The organism is Robertmurraya mangrovi (assembly GCF_034427655.1).
Lineage (GTDB): Bacteria > Bacillota > Bacilli > Bacillales > Cytobacillaceae > Robertmurraya_A > Robertmurraya_A mangrovi.
In genome coordinates this window covers 1-12686 of the sequence record NZ_JAXOFX010000016.1, presented here as the reverse complement: position 1 = coordinate 12686, position 12686 = coordinate 1, and the positions used below count along the sequence as shown (strand labels likewise).

Annotated in this window: 16 protein-coding genes; 9 read left to right on the top strand and 7 right to left on the bottom strand. The window is 36.1% G+C overall.

Going from position 1 to position 12686, the window contains the following annotated elements:
* Nucleotides 1-40: 40 nt before the first annotated feature.
* Nucleotides 41-1132 (bottom strand): Delta(10) desaturase DesB, encoded by a 1092-nt coding sequence (gene desB / locus SM124_RS18540; protein ID WP_322448023.1) that lies wholly within the window; start codon nucleotides 1130-1132, stop codon nucleotides 41-43.
* 150 nt (nucleotides 1133-1282) lie between these two features.
* The gene (locus SM124_RS18535; RefSeq protein WP_322448022.1) at nucleotides 1283-1906 is read right to left on the bottom strand and encodes a LysE family transporter; all 624 of its coding nucleotides are present in this window, start codon (nucleotides 1904-1906) and stop codon (nucleotides 1283-1285) included.
* A gap of 142 nt (nucleotides 1907-2048) precedes the next feature.
* Here SM124_RS18535 and SM124_RS18530 point away from each other — a divergent pair, with 142 nt between their 5' ends.
* The 7 genes from SM124_RS18530 (at nucleotide 2049) to SM124_RS18500 (ending at nucleotide 6567) form a co-directional block, all read left to right on the top strand.
* On the top strand, nucleotides 2049-2603 hold the full coding sequence (locus SM124_RS18530) for a DNA-3-methyladenine glycosylase I (RefSeq protein WP_322448021.1): 555 nt from the start codon (nucleotides 2049-2051) through the stop codon (nucleotides 2601-2603).
* Between the two features lie 12 nt (nucleotides 2604-2615).
* The gene (locus tag SM124_RS18525; protein ID WP_322448020.1) at nucleotides 2616-3056 is read left to right on the top strand and encodes an NUDIX domain-containing protein; all 441 of its coding nucleotides are present in this window, start codon (nucleotides 2616-2618) and stop codon (nucleotides 3054-3056) included.
* Nucleotides 3057-3062: 6 nt separating this feature from the next.
* On the top strand, nucleotides 3063-3608 hold the full coding sequence (locus SM124_RS18520) for a histidine phosphatase family protein (RefSeq protein WP_322448019.1): 546 nt from the start codon (nucleotides 3063-3065) through the stop codon (nucleotides 3606-3608).
* 116 nt (nucleotides 3609-3724) lie between these two features.
* Nucleotides 3725-4267 (top strand): hypothetical protein, encoded by a 543-nt coding sequence (locus SM124_RS18515; protein WP_322448018.1) that lies wholly within the window; start codon nucleotides 3725-3727, stop codon nucleotides 4265-4267.
* Between the two features lie 155 nt (nucleotides 4268-4422).
* The gene (locus tag SM124_RS18510) at nucleotides 4423-4884 is read left to right on the top strand and encodes an NUDIX hydrolase (protein ID WP_322448017.1); all 462 of its coding nucleotides are present in this window, start codon (nucleotides 4423-4425) and stop codon (nucleotides 4882-4884) included.
* A gap of 96 nt (nucleotides 4885-4980) precedes the next feature.
* Nucleotides 4981-6210: a TolB family protein gene (locus SM124_RS18505; RefSeq protein WP_322448016.1), complete on the top strand. Its 1230-nt coding sequence runs from the start codon at nucleotides 4981-4983 to the stop codon at nucleotides 6208-6210.
* Between the two features lie 117 nt (nucleotides 6211-6327).
* Nucleotides 6328-6567: a hypothetical protein gene (locus tag SM124_RS18500; RefSeq protein ID WP_322448015.1), complete on the top strand. Its 240-nt coding sequence runs from the start codon at nucleotides 6328-6330 to the stop codon at nucleotides 6565-6567.
* 66 nt (nucleotides 6568-6633) lie between these two features.
* Here SM124_RS18500 and qoxD read toward each other — a convergent pair whose 3' ends face one another.
* From qoxD to qoxA, 4 genes are read right to left on the bottom strand one after another with little or no spacing between them, the layout of a single operon-like run.
* Nucleotides 6634-6936: a cytochrome aa3 quinol oxidase subunit IV gene (qoxD, locus tag SM124_RS18495; protein ID WP_322448014.1), complete on the bottom strand. Its 303-nt coding sequence runs from the start codon at nucleotides 6934-6936 to the stop codon at nucleotides 6634-6636.
* A complete protein-coding gene (gene qoxC, locus SM124_RS18490; RefSeq protein WP_322448013.1) occupies nucleotides 6936-7541 on the bottom strand; it encodes a cytochrome aa3 quinol oxidase subunit III in 606 nt (201 codons plus the stop codon). Before qoxC ends, qoxD begins: the two co-directional genes overlap by 1 nt.
* The gene (gene qoxB / locus SM124_RS18485; RefSeq protein WP_322448012.1) at nucleotides 7531-9507 is read right to left on the bottom strand and encodes a cytochrome aa3 quinol oxidase subunit I; all 1977 of its coding nucleotides are present in this window, start codon (nucleotides 9505-9507) and stop codon (nucleotides 7531-7533) included. The genes qoxC and qoxB overlap by 11 nt, the downstream gene beginning before the upstream one ends.
* Complete coding sequence (qoxA, locus tag SM124_RS18480) at nucleotides 9497-10483, bottom strand: cytochrome aa3 quinol oxidase subunit II (protein WP_322448011.1); 987 nt, start codon at nucleotides 10481-10483, stop codon at nucleotides 9497-9499. The genes qoxB and qoxA overlap by 11 nt, the downstream gene beginning before the upstream one ends.
* A 609-nt stretch (nucleotides 10484-11092) precedes the next feature.
* Here qoxA and SM124_RS18475 point away from each other — a divergent pair.
* Together SM124_RS18475 and clpP are read left to right on the top strand one after the other, a co-directional pair.
* A complete protein-coding gene (locus tag SM124_RS18475; RefSeq protein WP_322448010.1) occupies nucleotides 11093-11785 on the top strand; it encodes a sigma-70 family RNA polymerase sigma factor in 693 nt (230 codons plus the stop codon).
* 26 nt (nucleotides 11786-11811) lie between these two features.
* A complete protein-coding gene (gene clpP / locus SM124_RS18470) occupies nucleotides 11812-12393 on the top strand; it encodes an ATP-dependent Clp endopeptidase proteolytic subunit ClpP (protein ID WP_322448009.1) in 582 nt (193 codons plus the stop codon).
* 77 nt (nucleotides 12394-12470) lie between these two features.
* On the opposite strand, the gene SM124_RS18465 is transcribed toward clpP, so the two are convergent.
* The coding region (locus SM124_RS18465) for a hypothetical protein (RefSeq protein WP_322448008.1) at nucleotides 12471-12686 on the bottom strand (216 nt) is incomplete at its 5' end.

Below are 12686 nucleotides of genomic sequence, written 5' to 3'. Positions count from 1 at the left end.
TAGCTATAGAAAAACTGATCCCCTTGCAAGAGCATGAGGATCAGTTTTTAGATACTTCCTTATTAATAGATACTTCCGTTAAGTCTTCTTTTCGCTTTGAAATAATATGATTTGGATCTAACCCGGTACCAAGTGAATCGTAAACATCTCCAAGCTGCATATCAATGAGTTCTTCTTTCGTATAATAAACTCTTGGTGTGATAAACAGGGCAATCATCGCTTTTTCCATTGGCATCTCATGGTAACGTTCGGGCCACATTTCTAATATTTTTTTCTTTACCATAGGATAAAATTTCGGATTCATACCAGGGAAAATATGATGCTCTGTATGGTATGAAAAGTTAAAATGCAATACGTCTATAAATTTAGGTACTGTAACAGATAGACTATTTGCTAGCGGATCATTAATATCCGTTTGTGGATTCAAATTATGGTTGGTTGCAATATAACTACTCAAAATAAAGTTGGCAATTAACATAGGAATTATATACGCAAATATCCACTTTTCAAAACCAATCGCTAAAAGCAATCCAATCCAGCTTATCGTTGGTAATAGAAACTCTAATGTTACAACCGGTTGTTTTTTAGGGTTAAATTCTTTTATAAACTTAAAAAACATATTTGTAGAGTGAAAGGTAAAATTAATCATCAAGAAAAAGAAATAGATGGTGTTGCGGACAAATTTAGGTAAGACGAAAAACAATCTTTTGAGTGGACTTTCTTGAATAGAGTCAGCATGTGACCACGTATCAGGGTCCTTATCTCTATGTTGTGTATGGACATGGTGGGTAAGATTATGCCATTTTCTCCAAAGCTTAGGGCCTATGCAAAAAGACCAAAAGGCCATTCCACCAAAAAAATCTTTTAAAATGGGGTTTCTAACAACCGTTCCATGTAAAATTTCATGACCTAAAAAGCTCATTCCAGCAAACCCTGATCCGATGACAATAGCCAGCATAGTATTTAACCAAAAAGGTAAGTCAGTCACACCTATTACAATGATCGCGCTAAGTGTGACAACCAAATAAGCAAGTCCTCCTAACAATCTTGAAGGTACAGGCTTAAATGCTTCTTTAGGTAAAAGAGGGGATATTCTTGCGGCATACCATCCAAATGTGTGTAACTCTTTCATACATCCTATCCTTTCTGCTGAAAACTAAGAAAAGCGCAAGCGCCTTGGTCAGCCCCGACAAATCTTCTCTATTTTTACTTAAACTTCCAAATATTATTCAAAAAAAAGAGGGTCAGTCCCCCTTTAGTAAACTAAAGAGGACTACTGACCCTAGAAAAATAGTGCCTTTATACCTTGGTAGCCAAAGTAGATTCCGAAACCGACTAATGAAATGCCGGAAAGGATAGATGTGAAAATAATATATTTAATTGATAAGAACTTTCGAAAGGTACTTGTTAAACTTGCGACGAAAATATCCCATAAGGTAAGTCCAATAAAAATCATCGTACTGTAGAGTAGTAGTTCTCCTTTACCAAAAGAAGCAGCAGTTTTAGCAAGAACGGACCCATAAATTCCTAACCAGAAAAGGATAGAAAGAGGGCTTGATATGGACATAATGAAGCCATACATAAAACATTTGAAAATACTATCGCTGTTTCTATCATTATTAAATGAAAATTTGTTCGCTCCAGCAATACTTTCAATCCCAGAATAAATAAGAATAAAGCCACCAAATAACCAAAGGAAGGTTTGAATCATAGGATTGTCCAGAAAATGGACGACACCTAAATAGACAGATAACATAAAGATCGCATCAGCAATCATGGACCCCGCACCAACTGCCCAAGCATGCCAAAAGCCATTCTTTAGGCCCTTATCTAGACGTGCTGCATTAACCGGTCCAATAGGAGCAGCAAGAGTTAATCCTAAAATAACATAACTTAAAAAAATCAATTAGACCACTCCACATACTGTAGGTTTGTCCTGAAAAAGGAACTTGTACATCTTATGCAGAAGAATTTAATATTAAAACTAAAAAGAGGGATTTATAGATGAGTAGCGAACTACATATATATTTTGCTAATGGGGGTTGCATATGAATAGATGTGGATGGGTAACAAATGATCCGCTATACATGGATTACCATGATAAAGAATGGGGAGTCCCTGTTTATGATGATCGGTTACTTTTCGAATATATTAATCTAGAAGGAGCGCAAGCGGGACTTAGTTGGTTTACCATTTTAAAAAAGAGAGAGAATTATCGATTAGCGTTTGACCACTTTAACGCTGAAAAAATCATTCAATTTGATGATTCAAAAATTCAAGAGCTGTTACAAAACGAAGGTATTGTTAGAAATAGACTAAAAGTTCAAGCTGTTATTACAAATGCCAAGGCATTTCTTGCTGTACAGGAAGAGTTTGGTTCTTTCAGTTCCTATATTTGGTCGTTTGTTAATCATAAGCCAATTAAAAATCATTTTCGTAGTCTAAGTGAAGTTCCTGTTTCTACAGAAATAAGTGACCGCTTAAGTAAGGATTTAAAGAAAAGAGGATTTAAATTTGTAGGGACAACCATCTGTTATGCATTTATGCAGGCTGTTGGAATGGTAAATGACCACTTGGTTACTTGTGATTGTTATAACGGATAGGGGGAATGATGGGTGTTCATTGTTAATGTAGAAGGGGCCATTTACAAAGAGGATAAATGGCTGGTTATTAGAAGAAGCACTATGGAGGAACATGGAGCAGGTGAGTTGTCGTTAGTTGGGGGAAAAGTAGACGTCGGGGACCCAACCTTTTATATCTTAGAGGAAACGATAAAAAGAGAAGTTTTCGAAGAAGTGGGAATTCAAATTGCAGATGAATTGCAAGTGGTCTTTAACTCAATGTTTACTGCTGATGATGGAGTAAATGTAGTAAATATTGTTATGCTGGGAGAACATCGAGAAGGAGAAGCGTATCCTAAAAGTTCAGATGAAGTTGATGCTGTTTTTTGGCTTACAGAAGAAGACATTCTAAATAACAAAGAAGCTTCTCCATGGTTGAAAGAGAGTATAAAGAAAGCTGTTGAAGCCATTAGGAAACAAAGATTAGAGGTTTAGTAAGATATGAAAAAAATATATTTGGTTAGGCATTGTCAAGCAGAAGGACAGGAACCTAAAGCTAAATTAACAGCATTAGGGAGAGAACAAGCGATACAGTTAGCGGAATTTTTTCATTCGATAGAAGTAGATAGGATCATTTCTAGCCCTTACGACCGAGCACAAGAGTCCATCAAATTTTTAGCCAATCAAAAAGGAATTGAAATAACCCTCGATCCGCGTCTAGTAGAAAGAGTCCTAAGTACAAAACCACAACCCAATTGGCTTGAAATGTTAAAAGAAACTTATGAAGACCTACATAAAAAGTTTGATGGTGGAGAATCAAGTGAGGAAGCGGTGGTGCGTGGCATTGCTATTGTAAAAGAGCTTTTAACAAAGGGAGATAATCGTTTTATCCTTGTAACTCATGGTAATCTAATGTCATTAATACTACGGTATTTTGACCAAACATACGGTTTTGACCAATGGGCAGCATTAACCAATCCAGATGTGTTTTTATTAGAGTTTGAGGAAGAAGGGAAAGTTCTTATTACTAGGGTTTGGGATATATAAAGTACAATTTAATAGGTTAACAACATGAATAGTTTGGAAAATCGTAACATTTACATAATTTTACTAAGGTAATAAGTGGTAAAATTATATTGAGATATAAAACAGGGGGTTACGATATGAAAAACATATTCAATCATTCGAAAAATCAAACGATTTTCTTCTTCCTACTCTATTTCGTTCTGATGGGTTCCCTAATTTTTGCTGCTGTATCAAATCCAATTGAGAATAGTGATGAAAAAACTCCTACGTTAAATCCAGAGCTTTCCTTAAGTTTTAAAGAAGAAATGGCCATCCACAAGGAAAAAGTTAAACAAAAAGAAATTGAGAATGCAGGTAAATGGCAACCATCCAAGCAATTTGTAATGATTGCTATGATCTCTGCTTCTATCCTTGATATTATTATTGTATTGTTATGGGCTAGACATGAGAATATAAAGCGTGAAAAAGCGGAAGGAATCCAGAGTAAGAGAATTACTGATTCCAAATGGTTCTGGAATCTAGTCGCTTTAGGAATTGTACAGCCGAAGAACAATCGAATTGTAATAAACTGGAGAAATCTGTTCTTAAATATTGTGCTTCTGTATTTTATTAAGAAATTACTGATAGATAAATATTGGAATGAAGAGACTTCGAGTAATATTAGGACACTTATTAGTTAGGTTGAGTGCTTTGTTATTATTGGAAAAGAAAAAGCCGATAAAATTCAACGAGCGCGGATAAATGAGAAAAACCGCGGATATAATTCAACGAACGCGGTTTAAATGAAGCAAGTACGTTTTAAAATTAAAAGAATACCTAGCAAAAGGAGTACACTTTGGGATATATTGAAGATCTTCGAGCAATAGTTGGGCATCGACCACTCATTTTTGTTGGTGCTGTAGTGGTAATTGTAGATGAAATAGGTCGAATTCTCCTGCAACAAAGAACATTTCCAAATGGAGTTTGGGGACTTCCTGGGGGCTTAATGGAGTTAGGTGAATCCACTGAAGAAGTTGCCGTGAGAGAAGTATTTGAAGAAACGGGTTTAACTGTCTCTGAACTAAAGTTGATCAATGTCTATTCAGGAAAAGACCATTTTATTAAGGCGGCTAATGGGGATGAGTTCTATGTTGTAACCGTGGCCTACTATACAGAGAACTTCATAGGTGAGTTGTCTGTTGACATAGAAGAATCCATACAAGCTCAGTTTTTAACTCCTAATGAACTTCCTTCTCAAATGGTTAAAAGTCATCGAAACATTTTAAATGAGTTTTTGAAAAAACACTATAAGATGTAAAACGTTTCTAAAACTAGGAACGTTTTTTTGTTTAAGAGTATACCCGCAACACTTAAACAAATATTAAGGGGGAATGACAAAAAAGGTGGTGTGAATATGTTCAGGTATTTATTTCTTTTATGTATTGTATTTGCTCTGTCCCCATTACATAGTGAAGCTAAGATAGAAACTCAAGTAGCTTTTACTCGAGATGGAAATGTATGGATTATAGAAGGGGAAAGGGAGAAAAAAATTACGGAAATGGGTCAATATCATGGTCCAAAATGGTCTAATGATGGTTCTTGGTTATTATATCAGCAGGAAACCCCTTCAGAAAATGATAACAGTATGATTCAAAATAAACTTTGGGCGTATAAACTGGATACTGGTGAAAAAAGAGAAATCTTTTATGATGGGTACAACCCACAATGGTCTCCTATCGAAAACACTGTAGCCTTTCAATCAGAAGGAGTACTTAATATATCGAATCTAGATAAATGGAATAATGTTGCGGTTGGGGTTTACGGCTATACTTGGAAACCTGATGGTAAAGGTTTTTTGTTAGCTTCACGGGCTACATTAAATCCAGATGGATGGACAAACCCTATTATTTATACAAAAAGTTATTCTGGCCAAATAGAGAATATAAATTTATTTAAAGACGTTCAGCCACTATTGATCATACCAAAGGAAGTTACGGTTGGAAATGGGTCAAGTATGGCGGTAAACGTGGGGATGTTTAAGTTTTCTCCAAGTAATAAATATGTTTCTTTTGTTCTTTCACCAACAGCTTCTTTGTCTATGGATAGTAATGTGTTAGCTGTTTCTAAGCAAAATGGAACGAGTTTTGAAACTATAGATGAAATCATTTTTGGTGTAGGGGAACCTAAATGGGCTCCAAATCGGGATACGTTAGCCTATATTTCTGGGAGTGGAAGAATCGTATTTGGGTTTAAAAATAAAAAATTAAAGTACAAAGAATTTCCAGTAAGCGGTACTCTAACGCCGAAAAAATATGCTGAATTAAACTTTACTTGGTTAGATGACGATACAATCGTAACGTCTAGGATAGAGGAGAAAGAATGGTCGAACAATTTTAAAGAACACCCATTACCAAAACTGATTAAAATCAAACTCTCAACCAATCAGCAAACTCCCATAACTAATCCTCCAAATAACAGAGGGGATTATGATCCGATGTATATTGGAAGTGTCAAAAAGTTAATTTGGTACAGAGGTCATTCCATTACGGATAAGAACAGAGATATTTGGATATCGGATCCAAACGGAAAAAATAGTCAATTGTGGATAAAGAATGCCGATGAAATCACCTTTTTTGAGAAATAAATCTTCAACTAGAATAATAAAAATATATAAATTGCAAATTATATAGCCTATTTTCCGAAAAAAAGTTTGACAAATTTGTGAACTTTTATAGAATATTCTATAAAGGGGATGAAAGTTATGGAGAGAAATTCTTTAGGTTTATTATTGTTTATTAAAAAAGTAACTACAATCGGTTTATGCTTAGGGGTATTAGTTTTCTTAAGTAGTTTCTTTGTAAACGGTATCACAGGGGATTATTTATTACACATCGGAATTAGCTTCGTAGCATCATCCATGATGATTTTTGGATTTGGATTATTTATAAATGTCATGGGAGACGTTACATCAAAAGAAGTAACAGCGAAAGAAAAGGTCTAAACATAAAAAATCCGGCTTAAGGGGAAGCCGGATTTTTGCTGTATATATAGGGAGAATTCATTTAGATTAATGACTAGCATGGCCGGATGTTAATACCCAAATAGAACCTACGACAATAACAACCGCACAGAAGACTCCGTACCCAATATTAATAATATTGGTTTTTCCATCTTCACCTTCTGTCATGTGCATAAACATGAACAATTGAAGACCTGCTTGTAACACAGCCATCGAACCAATAATCCACATAATCACTTTAAAGGACATAGCTGTTTTTAGAGCAATCCCTGCAGCAGCAAAAGTGAGTACAAGGGAAGCGATAAATCCAATGACGTGACTGATCGGGAAACCGTTCATTTTCTTTTCCATTATGACACCAACCCTTTCAGATACACGAAAGTAAAGATAAAGATCCAAACAACGTCAAGGAAGTGCCAGTATAAACCGATAATGAATGTTTTGCGAGCAGTAACTGGTGTTAAGCCACGACGTAATAATTGAATAATGACGACGCTTGCCCAGATAATACCGAAAGTTACGTGAGCACCGTGAGTTCCTAGAAGAACGAAGAAGCTTGAAAGGAACGCACTTGTCTGCATCGTTGCACCTTCATGGACGTAGTGAATGAACTCATTTACTTCCATGAATAAGAAACCAGCACCAAGTAATAATGTTAGGATAAACCAAGTTAGCAATCCTTTTAAATTATTTCGACGCATTTCAAAAATAGCTACACCCATTGTGAAACTACTTGTTAAAAGTAGAATGGTTTGAATCATGACATCTTTTATGACGATAAGATCTTTGTGGGTTGGACCGCCTGCATAGCGTTCATAAAGAACGCCATACACGCTAAACAAAGTAGCAAACAATACAATTTCTGCTCCGAGGAAAATCCAAAACCCAAGTATATTCATACGATCTTGTTCTTTTTGATATTCTAGAGGCAAAGAAGTATTTACACTAGCTGACATGATTGTGCACCTCTCCTTCTACGTTCCTCCAAGATTTCTCGGTTTCCTTAATTTCATCTACATGAATGTGGTAACCGTCGTTGTAATCAAAGGAACGATAAATTAATCCTGCAACAATTCCAAGTGCACCGATCGCAGCAAGGATATGCCATTCAAAGACTAGGAAGAATCCAACGATACCAAAGGCAACACACATGATAAATGGAAGCCCAGAGTTACTTGGCATATGGATTTCTTCAATTTCACTATCTTTTAAAGTTAAACCTTCGTTATTCTTTTTCATATACCAGAACGCATCAAGTGATTTCACTTCTGGTAATTTAGCAAAGTTATAGTGTTGAACAGGTGAAGCTGTCGCCCATTCAAGTGTTCTAGCGTCCCATGGGTCACTAGAAATGTTACGGTCTGCATAACGAATGCTCCAGTAAATGTTGTAACAAAATGCTGCGAATCCTAGTGCTAGGATAACCGAGCCAATCGCAGACAGTAAGAATAATGGCGCAAAACCAGATTCTTCAGAGAAAGTGTAAGCACGTCTAACGGCACCATTTAAACCTAAGAAGAACATTGGCATGAATGTTACGTTAAATCCAATTACGAATAACCAGAAATGCCATTTACCAATTTTTTCGTTAAGCATGTAACCAAACATTTTTGGCCACCAGTAGTATAAACCGGCAAATACAGCGAATACTACACCAGGAATTAATACATAGTGGAAGTGAGCAACAAGGAATAGAGTGTTATGGTACTGATAATCGGCAGCACCCATTGCAAGCATAACCCCAGTCACACCACCAATAGTGAAACATGGTACGAAAGCTAATGCCCAAAGCATAGCGTTTGTCATCTTAATTCGGCCTTTACGCATCGTAAATAGCCAGTTAAATACTTTTACTCCTGTAGGGACGGCAATTAACATCGTTGTAATCGAGAAGAACGAGTTAACAAGAGCACCAGAACCCATTGTATAGAAATGGTGAACCCATACAAGCATACTTAGTAGAGCGATACCAACAATCGCATAGACCATTGATTTGTATCCATATAAAGTTTTACGAGAGAATGTAGCGATTACTTCTGAGAAGATACCGAATGCAGGTAATGCAACGATATAAACTTCAGGGTGTCCCCATAACCAGAATAGGTTGGCCCATAACATATCTGAACCACCGGCAGATAATGTAAAGAAGTGCGTTCCATATAGTCTGTCAAATGTCATTAACGCAAGTGCAACTGTAAAGATCGGGAAAGCCGCAACGATAATGGCAGATGTAATTAATGTTGTCCAAGCGAACATAGGCATTCTCATTAATGTCATGCCTTTAGTTCTCATTTTTAGTATCGTAACAATGAAGTTAATACCCGTCATTAATGTACCAATACCGGCGATTTGGAGAGCAACAGCATAATAGTTGTTTCCGATACCTGGACTAAATTCTTTACCCGCTAGAGGGAAATAAGATGTCCAACCTGCATCAGGTGAACCACCAATAACAAAGGAGATATTAAATAGCATCGCACCACTAAAGAATAACCAGAAGCTAAGTGCATTCAATTGTGGGAAGGCTACGTCTCTAGCTCCTATTTGCAGTGGTATAACAACGTTCATTAAACCAATTAAGAATGGCATAGCCATGAATAAAATCATGATGACACCATGTGTCGTAAAGATCTCATTATAATGCTGTGAGTCTAAAAATCCCATTTCTGGTCTAGAGGTCTGTGCTTTCATTAAAAGACCATCCATTCCTCCACGGAAGAACATTAATACAGCAGCGATGATATACATAATCCCAATACGTTTGTGATCAACAGTGGTAATCCACTCCGTCCAAAGCCATTTCCACTTCTTTAAATAAGTGATTCCAGCTACTACTCCAATCATCGTTAAAAGAATAGCAATCTGTGAACCTAGTATAAGTGGGTCACCTGTAATTAAAATCTCATTCCATCTAATGTCCACTATGGTCACCTCCGTGTCCGTCATTAGAGTCATTATCATGTGAATCATGATTCATGTGTTCTTGATTATTTTTGTTTCTGTAGTTATCTTCTTCTTCAAATGTTTTACCACGGTATCCGTGATTTTTATATAACTCAGGGTGAGTATATGTTTTAGAGTTAGGATCTGCGTGGTTAACCCACTCTAAGTGAGTTTTATTAAATGTCATACGACCTAAGTGTGTAGGTTTTAATAGTTCTTCATACTTTTCTTCTGTGAGCTCAGGTGCTGTCTCACGAACTTCTTCAACCCATTTATCAAAATCTTCTTGTGTTTGAGCTAACACTTCAAATTCCATATCTGCGTAACCTTTGCCGTTAAAGTTTGTGTTACGGCCCCAATAAGAACCAGGATTGTCAGCAACTAAATATAATTGAGTTTCCATTTTACCCATGGAATACTTCTGACCACCTAGTGCAGGCACCCAGAAAGATTGCATCGTACTTGCTGAAGTTAACTTGAAGTCGACTGGTGTATCTGCTGGGATATTGACATAGTTGACAGTTTCAATATCTTGTTCTGGATAACTAAAGATCCATTTCCAATCGGCAGAAGTAACATGAATGGTAATAGGCTCTTTTTCTTCATACCCTTTTGGAACTTCTTCTAAAGCATAAAGTGTTTTAACTGTAGGAATGGTAATAGCAATAACGATTAAAATCGGAATCGCAGTCCAAATAATTTCGTACAATGTATTACCGTGTTCCTCTGGTGGTTCATAATCCATATTTTCAGGTTTTTCTCTGTATTTCCAAATGATATATCCGAATAAGGCGAAAACAACTACGACAACGAGTCCCATCCAAATCAGAGACCAGTTGATTAATTCGGTAATGCTTCTAGCTACAGGTCCTTGAGGCTGAAATACAATCATTTCACATCCGCTAAGAAATAGAATGGAAAAAAGCGAAATGAAAAACAGTTTTAGCTTCAACATACTCACTCCTTTGAAATAGGCTTTTATCAAAAGATTGTTACGAATCGTATCAATCTTTGTGTACAACTTCACAAACACATTGTTCAAAGTATCACAAACTTTTAGAAAAATATATAGTTTGGAGGAATTAACAAGTAATGTTCAAATCTACACAAACTATTGCTGAAAGTTTTATGATCGTAGTGATTTATATCACTATACTATTACCACTATGCTTACGATGATAACATATCAAATTGTGATAAGCTGTGACAAAAAGGGTAAGGAAATTTATTCCAATTGTAATAAAAGAAGAGCTAAAAGCTTGAAATAAAGAGGAGAATCAATTATGAGAAGAAAAAATACACCTTGTAAAAGAGGTGTATTTTGACAAAAGTGTATGAAATTTAGCATAGAATTTTTGGAAAAAGCTTATCTCATACGTCAAAGAGGGAATGAGGTTTCAAACAAAGTTAAATTTTTTATATAATAAGAAAGTAAGAAATTCCCTCAAGGTTAAAGTTGCCTAATATGGTTTAACGTTCATCATAAAAAATTTTTGAACCCGTAACTATTATCCACCTCTTATTCGTTTAGTAAGTAGAGAGGTGCTTAGGAGGAGTGAACAAGATGCAAAGTAAGCTTAGACCAACTGAATTCGTTGACTGTGAAGATACTTTTTTCTCTGAATTATATCTGAAGTTAAAAAAGTATTGTCATTTTCTTACTCAAAGCGAGTGGGACGGTGATGATATTGCACAAGAAACGATGATTAAAGCATTAAAACACTACGATATCACCCGTGATATGAGTTCAGCTTTATTAAATAAAATGGCTTATCATAATTGGATTGATACAGTAAGGAAAAGAAAGAGAGAAGTACTTGAAAATACGAATCTTGATAAAATTCAAGAAGACAACGACGTATCACAGTTAATGGACACGATTCAATCTTTGCTTTCTAAGCTTACTCCAAAACAAGCGGTAATTTTTACGTTGAAAGAGGCATTCCAATTTAAAGGAAAAGAAATAGCAGATGTATTAGGTATGAAAGAAGTAGCGATAAAGGCTGCTCTTCATCGAGTAAAAAATCGATTGGAAAAAGAGGATTGTTCTATTAGTGATTCTTTCTGGGAAGCAGAGGAAAAGGAGCAACTTTCAGAAGTGTTATACGAATCGATGAAAGCAGAGGATCCATTTATACTGATTAAAGCTCTTCCTTCTATACCATCCTTTAGGCAGGAAGTTAATCAACCAAAGCTTGTTTTGTATACAAAAAAGTTAACATCCACTCCTTCAAGCGCCTACTGTATGGCTGCATAAGCCTAATAAACAGGAGGGGTTAATAAATGAGTACGATACCTTATGTCATAGAGCAGTCTGGCCGCGGGGAACGTTCGTATGATATCTATTCGCGTTTATTAAAAGATCGCATTATCATGATAGGGGACGAAATCAATGATCATATCGCTAACAGCGTGGTTGCACAATTATTATTTTTAGCTGCTGATGCTCCTGATAAAGATATTTCTATTTATATTAATAGCCCAGGAGGTTCAACAACAGCAGGATTTGCTATTTTCGATACGATGCAATATATAGAGCCTGATGTGCGAACGATATGTACGGGAATGGCTGCCTCATTTGGTGCCATGCTTCTCTTAGCAGGTACAAAAGGAAAACGTTTTGCCTTACCGAATAGTGAAATCATGATTCACCAGCCATTAGGAGGAGCAAGAGGGCAGGCAACAGAGATTGAGATATCAGCAAGAAGAATCTTGAAATTAAAAGAACATATCAATCAAATTATTTCTTCTAGAACAGGTCAACCAATAGAAAAAGTAAAAAACGATACTGAACGTGACTATTTCATGAGTGCCGAAGAAGCAAAAGCATACGGAATCATAGACGAAATTATTTCACCTAAATAGGATAGTGGAAGCTGACTCAAAAGGTCGTTTAATAACGGCTCTTCCTGAGTCAGTTTTTTTGTTTATTAATAGGAGGTTTATTTTTTTGTAAAAAGTATGGTCATACTAACATTTACCTCTGAGTTGATTGTAGTGGAAGGCGCTAAGACTCCTGCAGGAGCAGCGGGACAGGTGAGACCCACTGGCTTTGCAAAGTTGTAAATCAATTTGAATTTAAGTAAAAATTTTACATCTATATTTTGCTGTGGGAGCAAAAAAGACAATCTACAAATAAGATTGATATTTGTTCCCTT

Excerpts from the sequence above, each read along its gene's own strand:
- desB (WP_322448023.1), bottom strand. The coding sequence starts at position 1,132 with ATGAAAGAGTTACACACATTTGGATGGTATGCCGCAAGAATATCCCCT.
- SM124_RS18530 (WP_322448021.1), top strand. The coding sequence starts at position 2,049 with ATGAATAGATGTGGATGGGTAACAAATGATCCGCTATACATGGATTAC.
- SM124_RS18520 (WP_322448019.1), top strand. The coding sequence starts at position 3,063 with ATGAAAAAAATATATTTGGTTAGGCATTGTCAAGCAGAAGGACAGGAA.
- SM124_RS18515 (WP_322448018.1), top strand. The coding sequence starts at position 3,725 with ATGAAAAACATATTCAATCATTCGAAAAATCAAACGATTTTCTTCTTC.
- SM124_RS18505 (WP_322448016.1), top strand. The coding sequence starts at position 4,981 with ATGTTCAGGTATTTATTTCTTTTATGTATTGTATTTGCTCTGTCCCCA.
- SM124_RS18500 (WP_322448015.1), top strand. The coding sequence starts at position 6,328 with ATGGAGAGAAATTCTTTAGGTTTATTATTGTTTATTAAAAAAGTAACT.
- qoxD (WP_322448014.1), bottom strand. The coding sequence starts at position 6,936 with ATGGAAAAGAAAATGAACGGTTTCCCGATCAGTCACGTCATTGGATTT.
- qoxC (WP_322448013.1), bottom strand. The coding sequence starts at position 7,541 with ATGTCAGCTAGTGTAAATACTTCTTTGCCTCTAGAATATCAAAAAGAA.
- qoxA (WP_322448011.1), bottom strand. The coding sequence starts at position 10,483 with ATGTTGAAGCTAAAACTGTTTTTCATTTCGCTTTTTTCCATTCTATTT.
- SM124_RS18475 (WP_322448010.1), top strand. The coding sequence starts at position 11,093 with ATGCAAAGTAAGCTTAGACCAACTGAATTCGTTGACTGTGAAGATACT.
- clpP (WP_322448009.1), top strand. The coding sequence starts at position 11,812 with ATGAGTACGATACCTTATGTCATAGAGCAGTCTGGCCGCGGGGAACGT.